The 23719-nt window shown below is 65.0% G+C and carries 21 protein-coding genes, 1 other RNA gene and 1 pseudogene; 12 read left to right on the top strand and 11 right to left on the bottom strand.

Annotated elements, in window-relative coordinates:
* Positions 1-41: 41 nt before the first annotated feature.
* Positions 42-1112 (bottom strand): acyltransferase family protein, encoded by a 1071-nt coding sequence (locus tag MTR72_RS38165; RefSeq protein WP_280967958.1) that lies wholly within the window; start codon positions 1110-1112, stop codon positions 42-44.
* A 193-nt stretch (positions 1113-1305) separates the two neighbouring features.
* On the opposite strand from MTR72_RS38165, the gene MTR72_RS38160 reads away from it, so the two are divergent.
* The 5 genes from MTR72_RS38160 to MTR72_RS38140 all read left to right on the top strand — a co-directional run bounded on the left by MTR72_RS38160 (position 1306) and on the right by MTR72_RS38140 (position 9224).
* Positions 1306-2622, top strand: a complete 1317-nt coding sequence (locus MTR72_RS38160; protein ID WP_280967959.1) for a UDP-glucose dehydrogenase family protein — start codon at positions 1306-1308, stop codon at positions 2620-2622.
* A gap of 121 nt (positions 2623-2743) precedes the next feature.
* Entirely contained in the window at positions 2744-5221 is a 2478-nt protein-coding gene (hrpB, locus tag MTR72_RS38155) for an ATP-dependent helicase HrpB (RefSeq protein WP_280967960.1), read from the top strand.
* A 96-nt stretch (positions 5222-5317) separates the two neighbouring features.
* A complete protein-coding gene (locus MTR72_RS38150; protein WP_280967961.1) occupies positions 5318-6769 on the top strand; it encodes an NCS1 family nucleobase:cation symporter-1 in 1452 nt (483 codons plus the stop codon).
* A gap of 207 nt (positions 6770-6976) precedes the next feature.
* The gene (locus tag MTR72_RS38145; RefSeq protein ID WP_280967962.1) at positions 6977-7489 is read left to right on the top strand and encodes a TIGR02281 family clan AA aspartic protease; all 513 of its coding nucleotides are present in this window, start codon (positions 6977-6979) and stop codon (positions 7487-7489) included.
* A 235-nt stretch (positions 7490-7724) separates the two neighbouring features.
* Positions 7725-9224 (top strand): phosphomannomutase/phosphoglucomutase, encoded by a 1500-nt coding sequence (locus MTR72_RS38140; protein ID WP_280967963.1) that lies wholly within the window; start codon positions 7725-7727, stop codon positions 9222-9224.
* A 63-nt stretch (positions 9225-9287) separates the two neighbouring features.
* Here the strand turns inward: MTR72_RS38140 and MTR72_RS38135 are convergent, their stop codons facing one another.
* The 7 genes and pseudogenes from MTR72_RS38135 to MTR72_RS40650 all read right to left on the bottom strand — a co-directional run.
* Positions 9288-10754: a methyl-accepting chemotaxis protein gene (locus MTR72_RS38135; RefSeq protein ID WP_280967964.1), complete on the bottom strand. Its 1467-nt coding sequence runs from the start codon at positions 10752-10754 to the stop codon at positions 9288-9290.
* A complete protein-coding gene (locus MTR72_RS38130) occupies positions 10751-11104 on the bottom strand; it encodes a hypothetical protein (protein ID WP_280967965.1) in 354 nt (117 codons plus the stop codon). Before MTR72_RS38130 ends, MTR72_RS38135 begins: the two co-directional genes overlap by 4 nt.
* Before the next feature lie 84 nt (positions 11105-11188).
* Complete coding sequence (locus MTR72_RS38125; protein ID WP_280971181.1) at positions 11189-11698, bottom strand: Lrp/AsnC family transcriptional regulator; 510 nt, start codon at positions 11696-11698, stop codon at positions 11189-11191.
* 67 nt (positions 11699-11765) lie between these two features.
* Positions 11766-12719 (bottom strand): sugar kinase, encoded by a 954-nt coding sequence (locus MTR72_RS38120; RefSeq protein ID WP_341512184.1) that lies wholly within the window; start codon positions 12717-12719, stop codon positions 11766-11768.
* Between the two features lie 12 nt (positions 12720-12731).
* A complete protein-coding gene (gene nudC / locus MTR72_RS38115) occupies positions 12732-13676 on the bottom strand; it encodes an NAD(+) diphosphatase (RefSeq protein ID WP_280967967.1) in 945 nt (314 codons plus the stop codon).
* Between the two features lie 11 nt (positions 13677-13687).
* The gene (locus tag MTR72_RS38110; RefSeq protein ID WP_280967968.1) at positions 13688-14107 is read right to left on the bottom strand and encodes an HIT domain-containing protein; all 420 of its coding nucleotides are present in this window, start codon (positions 14105-14107) and stop codon (positions 13688-13690) included.
* Between the two features lie 353 nt (positions 14108-14460).
* Positions 14461-14883, bottom strand: a pseudogene (locus MTR72_RS40650) (SDR family oxidoreductase); the annotation flags it as partial.
* Between the two features lie 336 nt (positions 14884-15219).
* Here MTR72_RS40650 and ffs point away from each other — a divergent pair.
* From ffs to MTR72_RS38080, 5 genes are all read left to right on the top strand, one after another.
* Positions 15220-15316: signal recognition particle sRNA small type (ffs, locus tag MTR72_RS38100), an RNA gene on the top strand.
* A gap of 95 nt (positions 15317-15411) precedes the next feature.
* Positions 15412-17214, top strand: a complete 1803-nt coding sequence (locus tag MTR72_RS38095) for a DNA polymerase III subunit gamma/tau (RefSeq protein WP_341512182.1) — start codon at positions 15412-15414, stop codon at positions 17212-17214.
* Positions 17215-17238: 24 nt separating this feature from the next.
* The gene (locus MTR72_RS38090; protein WP_280967971.1) at positions 17239-17559 is read left to right on the top strand and encodes a YbaB/EbfC family nucleoid-associated protein; all 321 of its coding nucleotides are present in this window, start codon (positions 17239-17241) and stop codon (positions 17557-17559) included.
* Positions 17560-17561: 2 nt separating this feature from the next.
* Positions 17562-18164 (top strand): recombination mediator RecR, encoded by a 603-nt coding sequence (recR, locus tag MTR72_RS38085; RefSeq protein ID WP_063678502.1) that lies wholly within the window; start codon positions 17562-17564, stop codon positions 18162-18164.
* Between the two features lie 30 nt (positions 18165-18194).
* Complete coding sequence (locus MTR72_RS38080; RefSeq protein ID WP_280967972.1) at positions 18195-18635, top strand: hypothetical protein; 441 nt, start codon at positions 18195-18197, stop codon at positions 18633-18635.
* Between the two features lie 142 nt (positions 18636-18777).
* On the opposite strand, the gene MTR72_RS38075 is transcribed toward MTR72_RS38080, so the two are convergent.
* The 3 genes from MTR72_RS38075 to MTR72_RS38065 form a co-directional block, all read right to left on the bottom strand.
* Entirely contained in the window at positions 18778-20157 is a 1380-nt protein-coding gene (locus MTR72_RS38075) for an AmpG family muropeptide MFS transporter (RefSeq protein ID WP_280967973.1), read from the bottom strand.
* Positions 20158-20243: 86 nt separating this feature from the next.
* The gene (locus tag MTR72_RS38070; RefSeq protein WP_341512181.1) at positions 20244-20546 is read right to left on the bottom strand and encodes a GIY-YIG nuclease family protein; all 303 of its coding nucleotides are present in this window, start codon (positions 20544-20546) and stop codon (positions 20244-20246) included.
* Positions 20547-20634: 88 nt separating this feature from the next.
* On the bottom strand, positions 20635-21831 hold the full coding sequence (locus MTR72_RS38065; protein WP_280967975.1) for a DNA recombination protein RmuC: 1197 nt from the start codon (positions 21829-21831) through the stop codon (positions 20635-20637).
* Between the two features lie 169 nt (positions 21832-22000).
* On the opposite strand from MTR72_RS38065, the gene def reads away from it, so the two are divergent.
* Complete coding sequence (def, locus tag MTR72_RS38060) at positions 22001-22528, top strand: peptide deformylase (RefSeq protein ID WP_280967976.1); 528 nt, start codon at positions 22001-22003, stop codon at positions 22526-22528.
* Positions 22529-22718: 190 nt separating this feature from the next.
* The gene (gene fmt / locus MTR72_RS38055) at positions 22719-23654 is read left to right on the top strand and encodes a methionyl-tRNA formyltransferase (RefSeq protein ID WP_341512180.1); all 936 of its coding nucleotides are present in this window, start codon (positions 22719-22721) and stop codon (positions 23652-23654) included.
* The last annotated feature ends 65 nt before the right edge of the window (positions 23655-23719 follow it).

Below are 23719 nucleotides of genomic sequence, written 5' to 3'. Positions count from 1 at the left end.
GATTGCTTCGCTGCGCTCGCAATGACGGTGTGGAGAGAGCGTTACTCCGCCGCCTGCAACACCGCCGCGGCCTTCTTCGGCGCGATCCAGAACGCCTCGGGCCGCTCGAACAGGAATTTGGCATTGAGCCGCAGCGCGGCCTGCCAGATCGCGAGCGATCCGATCACGCCGAAGATGGTCACGATCAGCGACACCGTGCCGATGTCGGGAATGACGCCCGTGCGGAGCAGCAGCGTTCGGGTCGCGGCCATCGGCAGGAAGAAGGCGAGATAGATCACGATCGAATGCTCGCCGCAGAAGCGAAAGAAGTTCAGCCAGTGGGCGCGCGCGAGCAGCGTGCCGATCGTGATGATCGCACAGGCGCCGGAAAAGCCCAGCATCAGCGACACGATCTTCCATTCGCTCGCGCCGAGCGCGACGAGGCTTGCGTTGATGATCGCCCATGCTGCGAGCGCGGCGAGCGCAATCGCAGGGTGCCGCCGCGCGCGGTCCGACAGCGCGAAGACGTAATCGGCGAACAGATAGCCGGAGTAGAAATATACGAAGCGCGCGCAGAACTCGTCGATCACGGTCCAGCCGGTCGCGATGCGCGCCGTCTCCAGCGAGGCGGCAATGAGCCAAATCGCGAGCGGCGGGATTCGCCGTGTCAGTTTTGTGACGACAAAGAAGATCGGCAGCAGGTAGATGAACCAGAGCGTGCCGAACGGCTCGATGAAGGATTCGAGATAGAGCAGGCCGACGGCGGCGCGCCAGCTCGATGACGCGGCGAAGGCCGGTGCCTTGAAGGCGAACTGGATTGTCACCCAGACGACATAAAAATAAGCGAAATGCACGACCTTGCGGTCGAGATAGGTTCGCCAGTCCCGGCCGATCACGAGGGGAAGGAACAGGCCCGAAATCAGGAAGAAATCCGGCATCCGGAACGGCTTTGCGAAGGCCACCAGCACATGCATGAACCCGGTCTCGCCAGCGGCGAGCTCGACCCCCAGCACGGAATGCATCATCACCACCATGACGATGCAGATGCCCTTGGCGTAGTCGACCCAGTCGACGCGCGGGCCGGCCGGGCGCTTGGAGTCTCCGCTCGCGACCATTGTGCCTGATAGTGTCATGGTGTCCCTTTTCGAGGCGCCGGCGCCCCGGATCTGTCCGGGGCCGGGGCAGTGTGGGGCCTCAGCGGTTTCCGACTTCTTTATCGGTACAAATCGCGTGCCGGTTTCCGAACGCGGGCTCTTCCCTCCCCTCGGGAAAATGCTAAACCGCCCCGAATTGGGGTTTCGTTAACCAGGACAAACAGGGTCTTCTATGCGAATCGCGATGATCGGCACGGGTTACGTGGGATTGGTATCCGGGGCCTGCTTTGCGGATTTCGGTCACGACGTTACCTGCGTCGACAAGGATCAGGGCAAGATCGCAGCGCTCCACCGCGGCGAGATCCCGATCTACGAGCCCGGGCTCGACGAGCTGGTCGCAACCAATGTGAAAGCCAAGCGCCTGAGCTTCACCACCGACCTGTCCAAGCCGGTGGCGGAAGCCGACGCGGTCTTCATCGCGGTCGGCACGCCTTCGCGCCGCGGCGATGGTCATGCCGATCTGTCCTACGTCTACGCCGCCGCGCGCGAAATCGCGCAGTCGCTCTCGGGCTTCACCGTCGTGGTGACGAAATCGACCGTTCCGGTCGGCACCGGCGACGAGGTCGAGCGCATCATCCGCGAGACCAATCCGCAAGCCGACGTCGTGGTCGCCTCCAACCCCGAATTCCTGCGTGAGGGCGCGGCGATCCGCGATTTCAAGTTCCCCGATCGCGTCGTCGTCGGCACGTCGGACGAGCGCGGCCGCAAGTTGATGGGCGATATCTACCGGCCGCTGTCGCTGAACCAGGCACCCCTGATGTTCACGGAACGCCGCACCGCGGAGATGATCAAATACGCGGCGAACGCGTTCCTTGCCACCAAGATCACCTTCATCAACGAGATCGCCGATCTCTCGGAGAAGGTCGGCGCCAATGTGCAGGAGGTGGCCCGCGGCATCGGCCTCGACAACCGCATCGGCACCAAGTTCCTGCATGCGGGGCCCGGCTTCGGCGGCTCCTGCTTTCCGAAGGACACCAAGGCGCTGATCAAGATCGCGCAGGACTACGACGTGCAGCTTCGCATCGTGGAGTCCGTGCTGGCGGTCAACGAGAACCGCAAGCGCGCGATGGCGCGCAAGGTCAGCCACGCGCTCGGCGGCGCCCTGCGCGGCAAGACCATCGCCGTACTCGGCCTCACTTTCAAGCCCGACACCGACGATATGCGCGATGCGCCGTCGATTCCGCTGGTGACCGGTCTGCTCGACATGGGTGCGAAGGTCCGCGCCTTCGACCCGGTCGGCATGGAGCAGGCCAAGACTGAGCTCCCCAGCATCACCTATTGCGAGGATGCCTATTCCTGCGCGCAAGGCGCCGACGCGCTGGTCGTCGTCACCGAATGGGTGCAGTTCCGCGGACTCGACCTCGACCGGCTCAGAAGCGTCCTGGCGCGGCCCGTCGTCGTCGACTTGCGCAACATCTTCCGCCCCGAGGACATGGCCGCAGCCGGCTTCGTCTATGAGAGCGTCGGCCGGCCGCCGGTGCAGGGCTGACGCTACATCTTATTGTCATACCCCGCGAAGGCGGGGTATCCAGTAACCCGCGATCTTCGTAACAACTTGGATCCGAGCTTACTGGATCGCCCGCCTGCGCGGGCGATGACGGATAAATAGTTTGCCCCGCAGCTTCGACACGCCCCTTCCGATCGACGCCGTGCTCGACGATCTGTCGCGCACGCTGGATCGGCACAACGCCGCCGTTCTGGTGGCGCCGCCGGGGGCCGGCAAGACGACGCGGGTGCCGCTGGCGCTACTGGATGCGCCCTGGGCCAGGGACAAGAAGATCATCGTGCTGGAGCCGCGGCGCATCGCTACGCGCGCCAGCGCCGATCGCATGGCCAAGTCGCTCGGCCAGCGTGCCGGCGAGACCGTCGGCTACCGCGTCCGCTTCGGCTCGAAGATATCGCGGGCAACGCGCATCGAGGTGGTGACCGAAGGCATCTTCACCCGCCAGATCCTCGACGATCCCGAGCTCTCGGGCGTGGCCGCCATCCTGTTCGATGAATTCCACGAGCGGTCGCTTGACGCCGATCTGGGCCTCGCCCTGGCGCGCGACGCGCAACTCGGCCTGCGCGAGGATTTGCGCATCCTCGTGATGTCGGCAACACTCGACGGTGCACGTGTCGCAAGGCTGCTGGGCGAAGCGCCCGTCGTCGAAAGCGAGGGCCGCGCTTATCCCGTCGAGACGCGCTATCTCGGCCGTAAGGCCGATGCGCCGGTGGAGCGGCAGATGGCGGATGCGATCGCGTCCGCGCTGCGTGCAGACAGCGGCTCCGTGCTGGCGTTTCTGCCGGGCGCGGCCGAAATCCGCCGCACGCAGAATTTTCTCGCTGAGCGCGTGCAGGATGCCAGCACCGAGATCGTGCCGCTGTTTGGCGCGCTCGACGCCGCCGTGCAGGACCGCGCGATTGCGCCGGCGCCCAAGGGGATGCGCAAGGTGGTGCTTGCGACCTCGATCGCGGAGACCTCGTTGACCATCGAAGGCGTGCGCATCGTCGTCGATTCCGGGCTCGCCCGCGTGCCGCGTTACGAGCCGGATATCGGGCTGACGCGGCTCGAGACCGTGCGTGCCTCGCGCGCGGCGGTGGACCAGCGTCGCGGCCGTGCCGGCCGAACCGAGCCTGGCGTCTGCTACCGGCTCTGGGACGAGCCGCAGACGGCATCGCTTGCGCCCTACACCCAGCCGGAAATCCTCAGCGCCGATCTGTCGTCGCTGGTGCTCGACCTCGCGCAATGGGGCGTTGCCGATCCCGCCGCGCTGTCGTTCCTCGATCCGCCGCCGCAGCCGGCCTGGAAGGAAGCCAGGAGCTTGCTCGCTGAACTCAACGCGCTCGATGGCGATGGTCGCATCACCGCGGAAGGCAAGAGCCTGCGCGCGCTGGCGCTGCCGCCGCGGCTCGCGCGCATGATCGTGGATTCGCATCGCGCGGGCGCAGGCGAGGCGGCGGCCGAGATCGCCGCCATCCTCACCGAGCGCGGGCTCGGCGGCGATAGCGTCGATCTCGAGCACAGGCTCGATCAATTCCGTCGCGACCGTTCGCCGCGCGCGACCAGTGCCCGCGATCTGGCGCGGCGCTGGGCTTCGCAGGTGGCGGGTTCAGAGAAGGCCCCGCCGGAGCAGGATGACCTCTCCACAGGCCTGATGCTCGCCTATGCCTTTCCCGACCGGGTCGCGCGCAACCGCGGCAATGGCAGCTTCGTCCTCGCCAACGGCCGCGGCGCCGCGGTCGAGCAAACCTCCTCGCTCGCGCGCGCGCCCTACATCGCCGTCGGGGAAATGACGGGAACGGCGGCGAGCGGACGCATCCTGCTGGCGGCGCCGATCACACAGGATGACATCGAGCGGCATTTCGCCGAGCATGTCGAGGTCACTGATGAGATCTCGTTCGATCGCAGCGCTATGGCGCTGCGGGCACGGCGCAAGCGCGCGCTGCATGCGATCACGCTCTCGGAGGCGCCGCTTGCGCTCTCGCCATCGGAAGCGACCGCGCGCATCCTTGCCGACGGGCTGATCGCCGCCGGGCTCGAGCGGCTGCCGTGGTCGAAACAGGCCGGGCAATGGCGCGACCGCGTGATGTTCCTGCGCAAGGCTGAAGGCGAAAGCTGGCCCGACGTCTCGGACGACGGGCTGATAGCGCGGCGCGACGACTGGCTGGTGCCGGCGCTCTACGACAAGACCGCGCTCAAGGATGTGTCCGCCGGCGATCTCTCCGATGCACTGATGGCGCTGCTGCCCTGGGAATTGCGTGCGCGACTCGATCGCGAGGCGCCGACCCATTTCGAGGCGCCGACCGGCACCATGCTCGCGATCGACTATGAGGCCGAGCAGGGACCGACCATCGCGGTGCGGCTCCAGGAGTTGTTCGGGCTCAACACGCATCCTTCGATCGCGGCCGGCAAGGTGCCGCTGGTGCTGGAATTGCTGTCGCCGGCGCAGCGCCCGGTGCAAGTGACGCGCGACCTTCCCGGCTTCTGGCGCGGAAGCTACAGCGCGGTGCGCTCGGACTTGCGCGGGCGCTATCCGCGCCACCCCTGGCCGGACGATCCCGCAAGCGCGCTGCCGACCCGGCGGGCCAAGCCGCGCGGCACGTGATCATTTCGCGCCGCTTCTCGGCGCTAGCGGCGATCTCCAAAGAGTGCTTAGATTTGCGGACCGGATCACGGAAGCGCCAGTACCCAGGAGGCCGCTTTGGAGATCAAGAACGCCTCGCCATCGCTCTACAACGAAGATCTGGCACCGGCGCGGGTCCGCAATTGGGGCGCCTTCAGCATTTTCAACGTCTGGACGTCGGACGTTCACAGCCTCTGGGGCTATTACCTCGCCGCCAGCCTGTTTCTCCTCTGCGGCACATTCATCAACTTCATCCTGGCGATCGGACTAGGTTCGCTCGTCATCTTTTTCCTGATGAGCTTGATCGGCAATGCCGGCGTCCGAACCGGCGTGCCCTATCCGGTTCTGGCGCGCGCCTCCTTCGGTGTATGGGGCGCGAACCTCCCCGCTCTGGTGCGGGCGATCGTCGCGTGCTTCTGGTATGGCGCGCAGACTTCGGCCGCCTCGAATGCGATCGTCGCGCTGCTGACGCGCATGGATGCCTTCAAGTCGTTCCACGAATCCAGCCATGTGCTCGGACATTCCGGTCTCGAGGTCATCTGCTTCGTCGTGGTTTGGGCGTTGCAGCTTTTGATCATTCAGCACGGGATGGAGACCGTGCGCCGCTTTCAGGATTGGGCCGGACCTGCCGTTTGGTTGATGATGCTGATCCTTGCGATCTATCTTTGCGTCAAGGCCGGCGGCATCTCGGTGATCTCGCCGATCCCGCACGACGTGCTGTTGGAGAAGACCAAGGATGCCGGCGTACCCGGCGTGCCCGGCTCTCCAGCCGCGCTATTCGCTGTTGCTGCGACCTGGATCACCTACTTCGCCGCGCTCTACCTCAATTTCTGCGACTTCTCTCGCTACGCGCCGGATGCCGCCGCGTTGCGCAAGGGCAATATCTGGGGTCTGCCCGTCAACTTGATCCTGTTCTCGCTGGTCGCGGGCGTGACCACGATTGCGGCTTTCCACGTTTATCAGGAGGTGCTGCTGCATCCCGACCAGATCTCGGCGAAATTCGATAGCTGGTCCCTGGCACTGCTCGCGGCGATCACGTTCGCGGTGGCAACACTCGGCATCAATGTCGTCGCAAATTTCGTCTCGCCGGCGTTCGATTTCTCGAACGTTTTCCCCAAGTACATCGATTTCAAGAAAGGCGGCTATATCGCGGCTCTGATTGCGCTACTGCTTTATCCCTTCGCGCCTTGGGAAGGGAGCGCCGCTTCATTCGTCGGGGGGATCGGCGCGACGATGGGACCGATCTTCGGCGTCATGATGGTCGACTATTATCTCATCGCGAAGGGCAGGGTGAACGTGCCGGCCCTGTATCAGGAAAATGGCGAATACCATTTCCAGAACGGCTGGAACGTCAGCGCGTTCATCGCCGCCGCGATCGGTGCGCTGTTCTCGTCCATCTTGCCGAACTTCACGTCCATCCTGCCGTCCTGGTGGGCGGTCTATGGATGGTTCTTCGGTGTGGCGATCGCGGGCGCGGTTTATTATGTGCTGCGTGTCACGATGTCGAGTCCCGTCGCGAAAGCCGCCTGACAAGTCGAGAATCGACAGCGTTGCTTCCGGCCTGCTCACGGGCAAGGCCGCCATTTGTCGGCATCATGGGTCCGCTCCGCACATTCGCAAGCTCGCATTAACGCTTCCGTCACCCTTTTCGCCAAAATGGCACCGTTCCGGCCGCGCCCTTGCTCGCGGGCCGGCGCCTTGCGTGGTGAAATCGAGCTTTCGGTTCCGAGTGGTGTCATGCGTAACATTATGATCTTCGCGGCCATCATGATCGGCCTGGGCACCTTCATGGCGCAGATGGCGGACAAGATGAGCTCCGCGTCCGCGACATCCGCGCCGCGCACGACGGTTGCCCTTGCAGCCACCCCGCCGGCCAGTAGTCGCAGCCTCACCATCCCCCGCGACGCGCGCGGCCATTTCCAGACCGAAGGGCGGATCGACGGACAGCGTATCGGCTTCATGGTCGATACCGGCGCCTCCGTGGTGGCGCTGAACGAGACTTCGGCCGCCCGCTTCGGTCTGCGGCCTTCACGCAGCGACTACAACGCGACCGTCTCTACTGCCAACGGGACCATCAAGGCCGCGCGTACCCGCATCGCCATGCTCGAAGTCGGCGGCCTCATCGTGCGCGACGTCGATGCCATGGTGCTGCCGGACGAGGCGTTGTCCGAAAACCTGCTCGGGCTCTCCTTCCTGTCCCGCCTCAAGCGCTTCGAATACGCCAACGGACAGATGGTGCTGGAGCAGTAAGCGGGCTTGAACGCCTGCCGTAGCGCGGGGACGTACAAGTCCAGTCAGCGATGTCGACTTGTTGCTCGACGGTGTCGGAGCGCCTAGCAGCCAGAATCGACCCCGGGTAACCTTTTTGCGCGTTACCAAACTGCCGCAATTATAAGCCATAAGCTGGCAATCCCGCCTTTCGCTGCGGCCCGGCATTCGCTAAGGCTGCAGCGATTTTCCTGCCCCGTTCCACGAGACCCGCTCAATGTTTCCCAAGCCGAAGTCCGTATTGTTGCCCAATACCTACGCCTTCGAATCCGAGCCGATGGTGAAGGCCACGGGCTTCCGCGAATACGACGCCCGCTGGCTGTTCAACAAGGAAATCAACCTGATGGGGGTGCAGGCGCTCGGCATGGGGCTGGGCGCGCTGATCGCCGAACTCGGCGTCAGCCAGGAAATCGTCACCGGTCACGACTTCCGCGGCTATTCCGCCTCGATCAAATATGCGCTGATCTCGGGCCTGATGGCTGCGGGGTGCAAGGTGCACGACATCGGGCTCGCGGTGACGCCGATGGCCTATTTCGCGCAGTTCGACCTCGACGTGCCCTGCGTCACGATGGTCACGGCTTCCCACAACGACAATGGCTGGACCGGAGTCAAGATGGGCGCCAACCGTCCGCTGACCTTCGGCCCCGACGAGATGACGCGGCTGAAGCAGATCGTGCTCAATGCCGAATTCAACAACAAGGCCGGCGGCTCCTACCAGTTCCACGAAAACTATCCGGCGCGCTACATCGCCGATCTCACCAACCGTCCGAAGCTGAAGCGCAAGCTCAAGGTGATCGCGGCCTGCGGCAACGGCACCGCCGGCGCGTTCGCGCCGCAGGTGCTGGAAGCGATCGGTTGCGAGGTGATCCCGCTCGACACCGAGCTCGACCACACCTTCCCGAAATACAATCCGAACCCGGAAGATCTCGAGATGCTGCACGCGATCCGCGATGCGGTGCTGCATCACAAGGCCGACGTCGGCCTCGGCTTCGACGGCGACGGCGACCGCTGCGGCGTGGTCGACAACACCGGCGAGGAGATCTTTGCCGACAAGGTCGGCGTGATGTTGGCGCGCGACATGTCGGCGATCCACAAGGACGCGCAATTCGTCGTCGACGTGAAGTCCACCGGCCTCTTCATCACCGATCCGGTGCTGCAGAAGCAGGGCGCGAAGGCAGCCTATTGGAAGACGGGCCATTCCTACATGAAGCGCCACACTAACGAGATGGGCGCGCTCGCCGGCTTCGAGAAGTCCGGCCACTTCTTCTTCAACAAGCCGTTTGGCCGCGGCTATGACGATGGCCTCGTCTCGGCACTTGCGATCTGCGACATGCTCGACCGCGCGCCCGGCAAGTCGATGGCCGATCTGAAGAACGCGCTGCCGAAGACGTGGTCGTCGCCGACGATGTCGCCGCACTGCGCCGACGAGGTCAAATACGGCGTCATCGACGCCGTGGTGAAGCATTTCGAGGCGCTGCAGAAGAAGGGCGAGAAGATCGGGGGACAATCGATCCGCGATCTCGTCACCGTCAACGGCGTTCGCGTCACGGTGCAAGACGGAAGCTGGGGCCTGGTGCGCGCCTCCTCGAACAAGCCCGAGCTCGTGGTCGTCGTCGAGAGCCCGGTCTCCGAGCAGCGCATGCGCGACATGTTCGAGATGGTCGATAGCGTGCTGCGCACCCATCCCGAGGTCGGCGAGTACAATCAGAAGATCTGAGGCGGCTGCGATAGCGGCGAACCGATCACCGGAACGCCGCCGTTGATGCGTTGCGAGGGCGGCTCAGGCCGCCTGGAGCGAGCCGAGAAAAGCGGCGACCTCGGATTTCAGGCGATCGGACTGCGACGAAAGGCCATTCGCGGCATCGAGCAGCCGCGCGGTCGCCTGGCTTGCCTCTTCGGAGGCGTGGCTGACGCTGATGATGTTCTTGTTGACGTCCCTTGTACGGTCGGCCGCCTGTTGCAGGTTTCCGGCGATCTCACGCGTCGCGCCGCCCTGCTGATCTACAGCGGCTGCAATCTCGCCGGAGATCCGATCGATCTCGGCGATCGTGCCGCCGATCGCCGAGATCGCGCTGACGGCCTCGCCGGTCGCGGCCTGAATCTCCTGGATCTGCGCCGAAATTTCCTCGGTCGCCTTTGCCGTTTGATTGGCCAGGGCCTTGACCTCGCTCGCGACGACTGCAAACCCGCGGCCGTGTTCGCCGGCGCGGGCCGCCTCGATGGTCGCATTCAAGGCCAGGAGGTTGGTCTGGCTCGCGATGCTCTGGATCAGCGTCACGACCTCCCCGATCTTCTGCGTGCCGGCAGCAAGCATTTCCACGACGGTGTTCGTGCGACGGGCTTCGTCGGCTGCCTTGGCCGCAATCTGGGCGGAGCGCGTCACTTGCTCGGCGATGCTGTTGATCGAAGCCGTGAGCTCTTCTGTCGCTGCTGCAACGGTGTCCACATTTGCCGAGGCTTGCGTCGAGGCCGCGGTTGCCGCAGTCGTCTGCTGGATTGCTTCGGCATTGCTGCCGTTCATGGACGCCGAGAGTTGCCGCATCTCGCTTGCTGCCAGCGCAACCGCCTCGACGACGTCGCTGATCCTCTGCTCGAAGCCGGCTGCGAGTTTGCGCCTGCCTTCGTCCCGGTTTCGCTTGGCCTGTTCAGCCTCATTTCGCTCGGCGTTGGCGCGGGCCTCGGCAGCGCTTGCGGCTGTAGCTTCCGCTGTCTTCCGTGCTGCCATCTCGAACAGTTGCGTGAGCGTGTGCGCGAGCCAGATCAGGATGCCGGCCTCGATCACGAGAATCACGGCATGGAGGACGACCCGGCCGAAATCGGCGCCGCCCGGGTAGATGGCCGCGGGCAAAAAGAAGTTCAGCGTCAGATGGTGCAATGCAACGGCGACCGTGCCTGCGACGATCGGCCGATAGTCGCAATAGGCGACGAGACATGCGAGCGCCGCGAAGAAATACATGTGCATGTCGACCTGCCACGCATGACCTTCGAACTGGAAGACCAGCATCGACACGCCGGCCATCAGGGCGACGGCAACGATCATGCGGGTCGAAGCCTCGTTCCCCGCGAGATACCATGACGCGGTCGACGCCAGCGCCATCGCGGCCATAAACGCTGCCGGCATGAGCCAGCCGGTCCCGAGCGTCAGGCCGACGACGACGGCGATCGGGACATGCAACCAGAGTACCGCGAACAATATCTTGCTCGCCGTTTCGCGCAGGATTGCCAGCTCATCACCTTCGAAGGTCATTCCCCAATCCCCAATGATTTGTTTTTGAAACAGGCATCGATCGCTTGCGGGTCGAGGGCCAGCCAGGCCCCCGCCTCGCGCAGCTTTTTCAATCCGTCGTGGCCGTCGGGGCGCAGCACCAGGACGGAAGGCACAGCCGTCATTCGCACGAACGCGGCATTCGCCGATGCGGCGGCCAGCAACGCCCGCTGGGTATTCCACCATGGCGGGAATGCCACGGCCACCACCTCGGCGTCCGGTCGCACCTGCAACGAAAATGCTGCGACCGCAACCCAGCTCACCAGCAGCAACGCTGCTGCGGGAAGCCATGCGGGCAGCCATGTCCTTCTGACGACGTTCCCCGACTCCATCAGCGAGGATCATATCGTCACGAAGCTAACCGCGCGTAAATCTCTGGTTGAAGAAAGGTCGAACTCTCGCCGGCCCTGGCGCGCTTACGTCGCCACCACCGCCGGGATCGGCAGCGCGGTGACCGACTTGATCTTCTCCATCGCAAAGCGCGAAGTGACGTTCTTCAGCGGCACGGCACTGATCAGCTTCTTGTAGAAGACGTCGTAGCTCTGCATGTCCGCCACCACGACGCGCAGCATGTAGTCGACGTCGCCGGCCATCCGGTAGAACTCCATCACCTCGGGCATGGCGCTGACAGCCTCGGCGAACTTCTTCAGCCAGGCGTCGGAATGGTCGGAACTCTCGACCGAGACGAATACGGAGATACCGAGCCCGATCTTGTTCTGGTCGACCAGCGCCACCCGCTTCAGGATCACGCCGTCGGCCTCGAGGCGCTGGATGCGCTTCCAGCAGGGCGTCGAGGACAGCCCAACCCGGTCCCCGATCTCGGCAACCGACAAGGAGGCGTCTTCCTGGAGCACCATCAGGATCTTGCGGTCGATGGCGTCGAGGCGGCGGCTGGTCTCGGGGATCGGGACGGCGAAGTCGGTCATCTGAAGAACTTTGTTCCATTTCAAGGGTCGATTTCCCTGATATAGAGAAAATCCTTCTATAGCAAGCCTATATTCTTGGCGACGGGCCGGGGTCGAGTCCCCGCGGTGCGCGCAAAAACTCTTCAACTTCAATACGTTGCGGGGCGGCCAGGCCGCCGCCGAGGCGTGTGCATTCCAGCGCGGCCGCAGCCGCGGCAAATCGCAGCGCTTCGCGCACGTCCTCTCCCTCGGCGAGGCGCAGCGTGAAGGCACCATGGAAGATGTCGCCGGCGCCGAGCGTGTCCACGGCCTGGACGGGAAAGGCCGGTGTCTCCTCCAATGCGCCGGCCTCGTTCAGCCAGACCGTGCCGTGCGGGCCGCGGGTGGCGGCCAGGAAGGCCGGCGTCAGCTTCGCCAAGATCCGCAGTGCCTCCTCGTCGTCGGCAGCGCCTGCAGTCTCCTGCACTTGCTCGCTCGCGAACAGGAGATGTGAGGCGGCCGTGAGCAGGCTGTCGCTCAGCGACATCGCGCGATCGACGCCGACGATGACGGGAATGTCGCGCCGGTGCGCCTCGGTGCAGAGATCGCCGCAGAATGCAGCGCAGCGGCTTTCGACCAGGATCGCGCGACAGTCGGCGAGCAGCTCATCGGCATCGGGCAGTCTCACCGTCCACAGAGCCGGGTCGCGATAGATGACGAGCGTCCGCTCGCCGGAGGGCTCGATCATGATCGCCGAGACCGGCGTGGTCAGGCCCGGCATGCGGATGACGTGTCTGGCGTCGATTCCCTCAACGGCCATCCGCTCGAGAATGAAGCCGCTGGATGTCTCCCGCGTATCGCCCATGGGACCTGCGAAGGCGACGCGGCCGCCGAGCCGCGCGATCGCAATCGCGGCATTGAGCGCGTTGCCGCCGCAGATTTCCGTGAGATCGTTGGCGTTGGCCTTGCTGCCACGCTTGGGCACGCCCTCGACGCGAAAGCTGAGGTCGCGCACGGGAATGCCGACGCAGAGGATGCGCGGCGCGATTCTTGTTGAAGCCATCGACCCGTGCCGCTAGTCGCCGCTGGCGTCGTGCACCCAGCGTCCGAGCAAATGATGCGCGATGGCGAAGGGGTGCGGGCCAGCGAGCCCGTCGGGATGGGTTCGCGCCAGCATCAGGCGTGCTTCGTCGCGCGTGAACCAGCGTGCGTCCTCCAGCTCCGTCCGGTCGACGACGACGTCCTCATTGAGCGCCCGCGCGCTGCAGCCGATCATCAGCGACGAGGGATAGGGCCAGGGCTGGGTCATGTAGTACTGGACGTCGGTGCAGCGGATTCCGGACTCCTCGAGGATTTCGCGGCGCACGGCGTCCTCGATGGTCTCGGCCGCCTCGACGAAGCCGGCGAGGCAGGAATACATGCCCGGCGGAAAGTGCTTCTGGCGGCCGAGCAGGCATTTGTCGCCGGAGGCTACCAGCATGATCACCACCGGATCGGTGCGCGGGAAATGCTCCGCCTTGCAAGCAGGGCAATCGCGCTTCCAGCCACCTTCTTTCATCGCGCTGCGCGTGCCGCAATTGGCGCAATAGCCGTGGCGCTGGTGCCAGCTCACCATCGATTTCGCCATCGCGACCGCTGAGAGTTCATCGGGCGGGATCGCGCCCTGCATCGCCATGCCGCGCAGCTCGGTGACGGTGTAGTCGTCGCGGCCGACCATCTTCTCGGCCGCGGCCTGCGACAGGCCCATGCCGAACACCGCCGCGCCGTCGCGCAGGCCCAAGAAGATCGTGCCGGGGTTGGCGCCGCATTTCAGCGCCTCGTCGATCGACAGCAGCGCGCGCACGCGCTCGCCCTCGCGCTTCACCAGCAGCGAGTCGCGGTAGACGACGTAGGCGCGCGACGACGGCTTCTGCTCCATCGCAAACAGCTTTTCATCATCGCGGCGCAGATGCGCGGCACGATCGAGGACGTTGGTGACGAAGGCCGGTTGCCCCAGCGGAAACGAACTGAATGCTGACATTTCTTGTTCTTTCAACCCAACCAGATCTTGCGGCGAAGCGCGCTGATGAAATTCTGCACCTCGGTGGCGTCATGTGCCAAGGGCGGCATCACGCCCCACACCGGCCGCGGCCAGGCGGCATCGCCGGTTCGTCGCGCTATGATGTGAACATGAAGCTGCGGCACGAGATTGCCCAGCGCTGCGACATTGAGCTTGTCGCATTTGGTGATCTCCTTCAGCGCGCGCGAGACGCGCGAGATCTCCGTCATGAGCTGGGCCTGCTGCACCTCATCGAGATCGATGATCTCGACCGTGTCAGCGCGCCGCGGCACCAGCAGCAGCCAGGGGTAATGAGCGTCCTTGATGACGAGCACCTTCGACAGCGGCAGATCGCCGATATCGATGGTGTCCTCTTTCAAGCGGGAGTGCAGCGACCAGGCGGGTTCGGGCATGAAGGGTTTCCGGATGGCCCGACGGAAGCGGGCGGAGAGGCAAGGCCTCTGATTGGTTGGTCCCGACCATACGATACCGCTTCCGATAGGGGAAGGATCGCGCTCTGCGCAGCCCGCATACTCAATCATCGTCGCGGGCAAGCGTAGCGCTGTCCCGTAGCGAAGCGCCGATCCGGGACCCCCGCGCGAGCGCTTGCGCGCGTCGCGATAACCACAGGATTGAGTTGTCGAGCACGCTGGCGGCCACCAGCCGTCGCAACGACTTCTCGGGGTCTGCGCTTACGCCTGCCCAGGACGACGATTGAGTTTGCGGCAACTCCGGCCGCTATGCCGACACGCCTTTACGCCTCCACCAGATCGGCGGCGAAATCCAGATCGGCGATCGAGAGCGAGAGGGGAATCGTATCACGCACGCGGCCGCCGAGCAGGTCGGCAACCGAAAGCCCGGACGATTTCCCGACGATATCGAGCAGCGCCATCTCGATCGCGACCGCTTTCGGTGAGGCCAGGAAGGCGATGATCTCGGCCACTTCGTCCGGGCGTCCGCGATGGCGCATCGGGATCAGCGCTTCCGTCGCTGCGATCTGCTCGGGCGAAAGTCTGCTCTCGCTCGGCTTGTCCTTGACGATGAGGCCGGGCGCAACCGCGTTGACGGTGATGCCGTCCTTGGCGAGCTCGACCGCGGTGAGGCGCACCAATGCTTCCAGCGCCGAGCGGCGCGGCAGTGACAGCGCGGCATCGACCGGCCGCGTGAAGGTCAGCGCGGATTCGTCCATCGCGCGGCGGAACTCGTCCGGAGGCGTGCCGATGGCGCTGGCGGCGCCGGTGACGAGATAGACGCGATTAATGTCGGGCATCACGATGCCGTTGTGCCCGGCCGCAGCGCGCCGGTGCGGTGGAAATAGCTGAGGAACGCGCGCGTCGCGATCCCGCGCGGCGCGTCGATCACCTGCCGCGACGGACTTTCTCGACCACGACGCCGTCGCACACGCACAACCTATCGGCTGGGCAGACCGGGAATTGCCCGGATGCTGGGCAAGGCGAAAGGCCAAAGCCCTTATCAGGCGATACCCCGCTTGCTTTCCGAGCCTTTTAGCTCCAAATAGGGACCGGGAGATTGGCGGTGGACGAGCCACTCGCCAACCGGGTCAGGTCCGGAAGGAAGCAGCCCTAACGAGGTCTGGATCGGGTCGCTCGTCAGTCTCCTACCTGTTTTTTCGAGCGAATTGCGCTGGCGGCAATAGCCGCCCGCGCGCTCCTTTCCGCAAAAGCCAGCCGAGAGACATTTCATTGCGGATCGACCGATGACCGATGCTGGCGCCCCTCCCAATAACGACAGCGCCGCGCCTTACCGGGTGCTGGCGCGCAAATACCGCCCCTCCAGCTTCGAGGACCTGATCGGCCAGGAGGCGGTGGTCCGTACCGTCTCCAACGCGTTCGAAACCGGCCGCATCCCGCAGGCCTGGATCCTCACCGGCGTCCGCGGCGTCGGCAAGACCACCACCGCGCGCATCCTCGCCCGTGCGCTCAACTACGAGATGCCGGACGGCTCGGTGAAGGGCCCGACCATCCATATGCCGACGCTGGGCGTGCATTGCCAGGCGATCATGGAAAGCCGGCACATGGACGTGCTGGAGATGGACGCCGCCTCGCACACCGGCGTCGACGACGTCCGCCAAATCAATGACAGCGTGCGCTATGCGCCGGCCAGCGCCCGCTACAAGGTCTACATTATCGACGAAGTCCACATGCTGTCGACGGCGGCGTTCAACGCGTTCCTGAAGACGCTGGAAGAGCCGCCGGAGCACGCCAAGTTCGTGTTCGCGACCACCGAGATCCGCAAGGTTCCGGTGACCGTGCTGTCGCGCTGCCAGCGTTTCGACCTGCGCCGGGTTGAGGCCGACGTGCTGATGAAGCACCTCGCCAACATCGCGGCGAAAGAGAGCGTCGAGATCGAGCCGGAGGCGCTCGGCATCATCGCGCGCGCGGCGGAAGGTTCCGTGCGCGATTCCTTGTCGCTGCTTGATCAGGCGATCGCGCATGCGGCGGGCCAGGTGAAGGCCGATGCCGTCAGGCAGATGCTGGGGCTCGCCGACCGCACCCGTGTCATCGACCTCTTCGATTCGCTGGTGCGCGGCGACATCGCGGCCGCCTTCAAGGAGTTCCGCGACCAGTACGACACCGGTGCCGATCCGATCGTCGTGCTCTCGGACCTCGCCGAATTCGTCAACTTCGTCACCCGGGTGAAGATCGTGCCGGCGACCGCCGATAACGTCGCCTATGGCGAGACCGAGCGGTTGTGCGCGCGCGATTTCGCCGCGAAGATCTCGATGCGGGTGCTGTCGCGGATGTGGCAGATGCTGCTCAAAGGCATCACCGAGGTGCAGGCCGCGACCCGGCCTGCGGCCGCCGCAGAGATGGTGCTGGTGCGCATCGCCTATGTCGCGGACCTGCCGACCCCGGACGAAGCGATCAAGATGCTGGAGCAGAATGGCGGCGGATCGCTAGGCGCCGGCGGCGGAAGCGCGACGCGCAGTGCGCCGGCAGCGCCGGTGGCCTCCGCTGCTCCGGTCCGCATGCCGACCTCGCCGCCGTCATCGTTCGGCGGCGGTGCCCGGCCGCAGATGGCGGCTCCCGCGCCCGATCCGCAGGGCGCCGCGCCCGCGCTGCGCATCACGAGCTTCACCCAGCTCGTCGCGCTCGCCGGGCAGAAGCGCGATCTCATGACCAAGGGCGCGCTTGAAGGCGATATGCGCCTCGTCCGTTTCGAGGAGGGGCGGCTGGAGGTTGCGCTCGAACCCAACGCCTCCAAGACGACAATCACCGAGCTTGCGCGCAAGTTCGAGCTCTGGACCGGCCGCCGCTGGACAGTGATCGTCTCGAACGAGCAGGGCCAGCCGACGCTGCGTTCGGTCAACCAGGCCGCCAAGCAGGAGCATGCGCGTACCGCCGAGGCCGATCCGCGCGTGCAGGAGGTGCTGTCGCGCTTTCCCGGTGCGAAGGTCGTCGAGGTTCGCAGGCTTGCCCCCGAGGCGCCGGAATCCAATATTAACTCGGACTATGGCAGTGATGATCCGGTCGACGGTTCCGACAGCGACGATCTCTGAGCCAGCTTTCCAAGGACATAACCGATGGCTGATTTTCTCGGCATGATGAAGCAGGCGGCGCAGCTCCAATCCAAGATGCAGGAGATGCAGGAGCAACTCGGCAATGTCGAGGTCGAGGGCATCTCCGGTGGCGGCCTGGTTGCGGTGCGCATGACCGCGAAGATGGACGTGAAGGGCGTCAGGATCGATCCCTCGCTGATGAAGCCGGAAGAGCGCGAGGTGCTCGAGGACTTGCTCGTCACCGCATTCAGCGATGCGCGCCGCAAGGCGGAGACGGCGATGCAGGAAAAGATGCAGTCGCTCACCGGCGGGCTCGGCCTGCCGCCGGGGCTGTTCGGCCAATAAACATGGGCGCAGTTGCAGGTCCCGAGATCGAGCGGCTGGTCCAGCTTCTCGCGCGGCTGCCGGGCCTCGGTCCGCGCTCGGCGCGGCGCGCGGCGCTGCATCTGATCAAGAAGCGCGAGGCGCTGATGATGCCGCTGTCGGGCGCCTTGCAGGTCGCGCTCGACAAGGTCCAGGTCTGCAAGACCTGCGGCAATATCGACACCCAAAATCCCTGCACGGTCTGCACCGATCCGCGGCGCGATCCCTCAATCATCGTCGTCGTCGCCGACGTCGCCGATCTCTGGGCGCTGGAACGGGCCAACGCGACGCAGGGCCGCTATCATGTGCTTGGCGCGACATTGTCGCCGCTCGACGGCGTCGGCCCGCAGGATCTCACCATTGATGCGCTGGTCGCCCGCGCGCATGATGCGCAGGTGCACGAAATCATCCTTGCCCTGAACGCGACGGTCGACGGCCAGACCACCGCGCATTACATCACCGACCTGCTCCAGGACGCCAACGTCAAGGTGACGCGGCTCGCCCATGGCGTGCCGGTCGGCGGCGAGCTTGATTATCTCGATGAAGGTACGCTATCGGCCGCGATGCGGCAGCGCACCCTGTTCTAGCAATCCCACGGAAGTTACGGAACGGACGACATGACGAAACGATTCGCCAAACGGCTGGCCTTGGTCGCGACGATGATGACGCTGGTGACACCCGCCGTCGCCGCGCAGCCCGGCGACGAGGCACCGCCTCCGCCGCCGAAGCCCGGCAAGCCGATCAACACCGGCGACGTGCTCTCTGGCGAGCTGAACGCCATGCGCGTGCGCGACGTCAAGAACGGCGGCAAGAGGGTTGCGACCTACCTGATCACGTCCGAGCCGCGCCGCCTGCCGCCGCCGAGTGGTCTGTGCAATCTCGAGACGGGACCCGAGACCTTCCAACTCGTCACCTCGAGCGACGCGCAGGCCACGCAGTTGAAATCGCTCGTCGGCAAGGAGATCTCGGTCAAGGTCGACGAGATCGCCTGCGCCAGCGATGCCGGCCAGATGAGCGAGGCCGTGATCACGAAGTGGAGCCTGATCAAGAAGCAGTAGGGAGGCAAGGACCTCTCCACGACTTCAGTGTCATCGCCCGGCTCGACCGGGCGATCCAGTACGCCGCGGCCTCTCGGTCAATCACTACTGTCTCTGGAATACTGGATGCCCCCCTTCCGCGGCGCATGACAGCGAGCGGTGATCAAACCCGCACCGGCCCCAGCGTCTCGAAATGCCTGCGCTTCTGCAAGTACGCGAGCAGGATCAGGCTGGGCACCGCGACCACGACGCAGATCATGAAGAACAGCGGCCAGCCCGTCAGCTTCGCGACGAACCCTGCGCCCGAAGACAGATATGTGCGTCCTACGGCGGCGAGCGCGGTGAGCAGTGCATATTGTGTCGCGGTGTGCAGCGGATTCTGGCACAGCGCCGAGAGGTAGGCGACGAAGATCACGGTGCCGATAGCGCTGGTGAAATTCTCGCAGGTGATGGCAAATGCGAGCGCCCATTGGTTGGTGCCGACCAGCGCGAGCCAGGAGAAGGACAGGTTCGCGATCGCCTGCACCACGCCGCCGATCCACAAGCTCGTCGCCAGCGAATAGCGCCGCGCGACGAAACCGCCGGCGAAGCCGCCGATCAGCGTTGCAGCAAGGCCGACACCCTTCACGATCGCCGCATAGTCGTTGCGGGAAAAGCCGAGATCGATCACGAACGGCGCCGTCATGGTGCCTGAGAATGCGTCGGTGAATTTGAACAGTACAACGAAGGCGAGCGCGGCGAGCGCATCCTTGCGCGACAGGAATTCCGAGAAGGCGCCGATCGCGGCATGCAGCACGCGCGCGATCGCGGTTTCGGCTTGCGTCGCGGCTTCGGCCCGCACCGATTGCTCGGGCTCGGTCGCGATAAGCGCCGTGATCGTGCCGATCAGCACCATCGCCGCCATCACCACATAGCCCCACATCCAGGCGGACGACCTCGCAATGCCGGTGCCCTCGAAGCCGGAGACGATGAACAGCGCGCCGGCTGTCGAGACCAGCATGCCGATGCGGTAGGCTGCGACATAGGACGCCATGCCGGCGGCCTGCTCGCTTTCAGGCAGGCTCTCCACGCGAAAAGCGTCGACCACGATGTCCTGCGTCGACGATGTCGTCGCGACGAGCAGCGCGCCGACCGCGACGAAGAATGGCGAGCGCGCCGGATCGGTCAGCGCCAGCAGCAGGATCGAGACGATCAGCAGAAGCTGCGAGAACAAGAGCCAGCCGCGCCGGCGGCCGAAGGCGCGCGTGAATAGCGGCACATGCAGCGCATCCACCAGCGGCGCCCACAGGAACTTCAGCGTGTAGGGCGTGCCGACCAGCGCGAACAGCCCGATGGTCCCGAGATCGACCCCGGATTCCCGCATCCACACCAAAAGCGTCGATCCCGATAGCGCCAGCGGCAGCCCGGAGGAAAAGCCGAGAAATAGCACGATCAGCACCCGCGGTTGCAGGTACACGGCAAGGCTATCGCGCCAGGAGGCGGCGGAGGCCTCAGTGCCGGCGGTCGCCGGGGCAGTTCCGGAAGTCGCGTCGGGTGCGGTCATGGGGAGGTGTTAGCAGATTCTGGCCGCCACAAGCGAGGTGTCGTCGCCCGGCTTGACCGGGCGACCCAGTATTCAAGAGGCCGAAGTTATCGGGGACCCGCTATTCCCGAATAGAGATCGTTCCAGTCTAGGTTGTCCTTCTCGATCAGCGCGATTTTCCACGCGCGCTTCCACTTCTTCAGCCGCTTCTCCCGCTTGATCGCATTCTCGGGATCATCGAACTGCTCGAAGTAGACGAGCCTTACGACGTCGTAGTCCTTCGTGAAGCTCTCAATCAGTTTCAGCTTATGTTCTGCCACCCGGCGGATGAGATCGTTGGTCACGCCGATGTAGAGCGTGCCACCAATCTTGCTGGCGAGAATGTAGACGTAGTAGCTGCGTGCGCCCATCTGCCGTCTCTGGAATACTGGGTCGCCCGGTCAAGCCGGGCGACGACAGCGAAATTGGGGCGACAGCGTACCGGACCTGGGAGGAGAATCACTCCCCCGCCTGGAGCTTGCGCGGGAACAGCTCGGGCGCGCTTGTCACCAATCGCGGCCCCTCAGGCGTGTCGCTCTTGCTGAAATCGAGCTCTTCGATTCTTCCGGCGCGCTTTTCGATCTTGTCGGCGGAGATCAGCACCTGCCGCACGTCCTCGTTCACGTCGGAAAAATGCTTCTGCAGCTTCAGCACGCGGTCGCGCAGGCGGCCGAGATCGTCGCCGAGCTTGATCACTTCGGTGCGGATCTGGTCGGCGGCGTCGCGCATGCGCGCGTCCTTCATGATCTGCTGCATCACCTGGATCGCCAGCATCAAGAGCGAAGGCGACACCAGCACGACGCGGGCGCGATAGGCCTTCTGGATCACGTCGTCAAAGCCGTCATGGATCTCGGCGTAGACCGATTCCGACGGCACGAACATCAGCGCCATCTCCTGGGTCTCGCCGGTGACGAGATATTTTTCGGCGATGTCGCTGACATGCTTCATGACGTCGCCGCGCAGCCTCTGCGTGGCAATTCGCCGCTCTTCATCGCTGCGCGCATCGTGCAGCGCGGTCATGGCTTCCAGCGGAAATTTCGCGTCGATGCAGAGCGGCCGCTGATCCGGCAGGAACACCACGCAGTCCGGCCGCTTTCCGGTCGAGAGCGTGAACTGGAACTCGTAGGAGCCCTTCGGCAGTCCGTCCTGGACGATCGCTTCCATCCGCGCCTGGCCGAACGCACCGCGCGACTGCTTATTGGCGAGCACGTCGCGCAGGGTGGTCACCTGCGTGGTGAGGTCGGTGAGGTTCTTGTGCGCGCTGTCGATGATGCCGAGCCGCTCGTGCAGTGCGCGCAGGCTCTCCATGGTGTTGCGGGTCGAGTGCTCCATCGACTGGCCGACGCGATGGGTCACCGAATCCAGCCGCTCGTTGACCGCGCGCGCCATCTCGGCCTGGCGGCCGGCGAGCGCCTGGGTCATGGCATCGACCCGGCCCGAGGCCTCGCTCTGGGCTCGCAGCATCTCGCTCAGCCGCTCCTCGAGCTCGTCGGCCCGGATGGTCTGGGCCATCGCAAGTTCCGCGCCGCGCCGGGAAGAGCGTGCGATGATGGTGGCGATCGCCACGAGCAGGATGATGACCAGCGCGCCGAAGCCAATCAACGCATCGATGGTGCGCACCGGCCAGTCGCCAGCCATGAAAATGATCTCGTTCATGCAGCCCTTCTAGCCGATTCGCACACAGAGGCGAACGAAGAGGGAACGCGTTCGGTTAACAGTCCGCTAATTTTTTATGGTTAACGAGACCCTAAGTTTTATGGTTACCGGACCGTTAACGGGTTCCCAGCGCATTGACCGCATCCGGCGCGCGGCTTAAATCGCCGCCATGGCCCTCAGAGAAATCATCATCCTGCCCGACAAGCAGTTGCGTCTGGTCTCCAAGCCGATCGAGAAGGTCACGCCGGAGATCCGCAAGCTTGCCGACGACATGTTCGAGACCATGTATGACGCGCCCGGCATTGGCCTGGCGGCGATCCAGGTCGCGCAACCGCTGCGCCTGATCACCATGGATCTCGCCAAGCGCGACGAGAACGGCGAGACCAAGCACGAGCCGCGCGTCTTCATCAATCCCGAGATCCTTTCCGCGTCCGAGGAGCTCTCGGTCTACGAGGAGGGCTGCCTCTCGATCCCCGAATATTACGAGGAGGTCGAGCGGCCCGCGAAGGTGCGCGTGCGCTTCACCGATCTCGACGGCAAGGTGCACGAGGAGGACGCCGAGGGGCTCTACGCCACCTGCATCCAGCACGAGATCGACCATCTCAACGGCGTGCTGTTCGTCGACTATCTGTCGAAGCTCAAGCGCGACCGCGTGTTCAAGAAGTTCGAGAAAGCCGCCAAGCGCGCCGGAGAGTGAGTTTTCGTGCTGCCCCGTACTTCCTGCACTCCCTCCCCCCTTGCGGGGGAGGGGCGGGGAGGGGGTGGCCCAGGAAATGGTGTATCTGGGGCGAAGAACTAGTTCGCTCTCGAGCCGAGCGTGCATGCCGTGTGGCACCCCCTCCCTAGCCCTCCCCCGCAAGGGGGAGGGAACGTACCGAGTCCTTGTCATGTCCCTCCGCCTGATCTTCATGGGTACGCCCGATTTTTCCGTGCCGACGCTGCTCGAGCTGGTGGCGCATGGCCACGAGATCGCGGCGGTCTATACCCGCGCGCCGAAGCCGGGCGGGCGGCGCGGCCTGCAATTGCAGCCGACGCCGGTCGAGGAAGCGGCGCGAAAGCTCGGCGTGCCCGTGCTGACGCCGAAGACGCTGAAGACACAGGAAGCGCTCGACGCGTTTCGCGCGTTCGACGCGGACGCGGCCGTCGTCGTCGCCTACGGCATGATCCTGCCGCAGGCGATCCTCGATGCGCCAAAGCTCGGCTGCTACAATCTGCATGCCTCGCTGCTGCCGCGCTGGCGCGGGGCGGCGCCGATCAATCGTGCGATCATGGCCGGCGACGCCGAGACCGGCGTCATGGTGATGAAGATGGACGTCGGCCTCGACACCGGCGATGTCGCCATGGCCGAGCGTCTTGCAATTACCGACAACATGACCGCTGCCGATCTGCACGATCGCCTCGCCCGCCTCGGCGCCGATCTGACGGTGCGCGCGATGGCCGCGCTCGACCGCGGCGGCCTCCAGCTCTCAAGGCAGAGCGAGGACGGCGTCACCTACGCCGCCAAGATCGACAAGGCCGAGGCACGCATCGACTGGAGCAAGCCCGCGCGCGCGGTGCTGCGCCACATCCATGGCCTGTCGCCGTTTCCCGGCGCCTGGGCCGAGCTCGCCGGGCTGAACGAGAATGCGCGCGTAAAGATCCTGCGCTGCAAACTGGCGAAGGGCGCGGGCGCGCCGGGCGATGTCCTCGACGACCAGTTCACCATCGCCTGCGGCGAGGGCGCCATCCGCATCATCGAGCTGCAGCGCGAAGGCAAGGCGCGGATGCAGGCCGCGGACTTCTTGCGCGGCGTGCCGCTGAAGGCGGGCACGAGATTCACCTAACACTGTCATACCCCGCGAAGGCGAGGTATCCAGTACGCCGAGACCCCTCGGTTGAACGGATAGGC

It is taken from the genome of Bradyrhizobium sp. ISRA442, assembly GCF_038085055.1.
In the GTDB taxonomy this organism is placed as follows: Bacteria; Pseudomonadota; Alphaproteobacteria; order Rhizobiales; family Xanthobacteraceae; genus Bradyrhizobium.
The sequence above is the reverse complement of the archived record's forward strand: the minus strand, read 5'-3'. Positions and strand labels throughout refer to the sequence as shown.

Excerpts from the sequence above, each read along its gene's own strand:
- MTR72_RS38090 (WP_280967971.1), top strand. The coding sequence starts at position 17,239 with ATGGCTGATTTTCTCGGCATGATGAAGCAGGCGGCGCAGCTCCAATCC.
- MTR72_RS38095 (WP_341512182.1), top strand. The coding sequence starts at position 15,412 with ATGACCGATGCTGGCGCCCCTCCCAATAACGACAGCGCCGCGCCTTAC.
- recR (WP_063678502.1), top strand. The coding sequence starts at position 17,562 with ATGGGCGCAGTTGCAGGTCCCGAGATCGAGCGGCTGGTCCAGCTTCTC.
- MTR72_RS38130 (WP_280967965.1), bottom strand. The coding sequence starts at position 11,104 with ATGGAGTCGGGGAACGTCGTCAGAAGGACATGGCTGCCCGCATGGCTT.
- MTR72_RS38160 (WP_280967959.1), top strand. The coding sequence starts at position 1,306 with ATGCGAATCGCGATGATCGGCACGGGTTACGTGGGATTGGTATCCGGG.
- fmt (WP_341512180.1), top strand. The coding sequence starts at position 22,719 with ATGTCCCTCCGCCTGATCTTCATGGGTACGCCCGATTTTTCCGTGCCG.
- MTR72_RS38110 (WP_280967968.1), bottom strand. The coding sequence starts at position 14,107 with ATGCCCGAACCCGCCTGGTCGCTGCACTCCCGCTTGAAAGAGGACACC.
- MTR72_RS38140 (WP_280967963.1), top strand. The coding sequence starts at position 7,725 with ATGTTTCCCAAGCCGAAGTCCGTATTGTTGCCCAATACCTACGCCTTC.
- MTR72_RS38075 (WP_280967973.1), bottom strand. The coding sequence starts at position 20,157 with ATGACCGCACCCGACGCGACTTCCGGAACTGCCCCGGCGACCGCCGGC.
- MTR72_RS38120 (WP_341512184.1), bottom strand. The coding sequence starts at position 12,719 with ATGGCTTCAACAAGAATCGCGCCGCGCATCCTCTGCGTCGGCATTCCC.
- MTR72_RS38065 (WP_280967975.1), bottom strand. The coding sequence starts at position 21,831 with ATGAACGAGATCATTTTCATGGCTGGCGACTGGCCGGTGCGCACCATC.
- MTR72_RS38145 (WP_280967962.1), top strand. The coding sequence starts at position 6,977 with ATGCGTAACATTATGATCTTCGCGGCCATCATGATCGGCCTGGGCACC.
- MTR72_RS38135 (WP_280967964.1), bottom strand. The coding sequence starts at position 10,754 with ATGACCTTCGAAGGTGATGAGCTGGCAATCCTGCGCGAAACGGCGAGC.
- nudC (WP_280967967.1), bottom strand. The coding sequence starts at position 13,676 with ATGTCAGCATTCAGTTCGTTTCCGCTGGGGCAACCGGCCTTCGTCACC.
- MTR72_RS38080 (WP_280967972.1), top strand. The coding sequence starts at position 18,195 with ATGACGAAACGATTCGCCAAACGGCTGGCCTTGGTCGCGACGATGATG.
- MTR72_RS38165 (WP_280967958.1), bottom strand. The coding sequence starts at position 1,112 with ATGACACTATCAGGCACAATGGTCGCGAGCGGAGACTCCAAGCGCCCG.
- MTR72_RS38125 (WP_280971181.1), bottom strand. The coding sequence starts at position 11,698 with ATGACCGACTTCGCCGTCCCGATCCCCGAGACCAGCCGCCGCCTCGAC.
- MTR72_RS38070 (WP_341512181.1), bottom strand. The coding sequence starts at position 20,546 with ATGGGCGCACGCAGCTACTACGTCTACATTCTCGCCAGCAAGATTGGT.
- def (WP_280967976.1), top strand. The coding sequence starts at position 22,001 with ATGGCCCTCAGAGAAATCATCATCCTGCCCGACAAGCAGTTGCGTCTG.